Raw genomic sequence first — 258 nt, 5'->3', positions numbered from 1 at the left:
ACGACCACTGCCGCGAACTGGGACACGTCCCCCTGATCGACCATAATCCGCGTGGCGGCGAGAAGGAACACTTCGAGCCTGCCGATGAGGTTCGCTACCGTGAGCGCACCGTGGCCGAACGGACCAACGCACGCCTCAAGGACGAATTCGGCGGCCGCAACATCATGGTCAAAGGACATGCCAAAGTCATGAGCCATTTGATGTTCGGGCTGCTCGCCCTCGGCGCCGACCAGTTGATGCGACTTCGACGATGACCAT

General features: G+C 60.9%; 1 pseudogene. It reads left to right on the top strand.

Annotated elements, in window-relative coordinates:
* Positions 1 to 254 (top strand): annotated as a pseudogene (locus tag F1735_RS34960) (IS5/IS1182 family transposase); the annotation flags it as partial.
* Positions 255 to 258 lie beyond the last annotated feature (4 nt).

Origin of the sequence: Massilia genomosp. 1, from assembly GCF_011682185.1 — a bacterium.
Lineage (GTDB): Bacteria > Pseudomonadota > Gammaproteobacteria > Burkholderiales > Burkholderiaceae_D > Telluria_A > Telluria_A rubra.
This window is presented reverse-complemented; position numbering and strand designations above follow the sequence as displayed.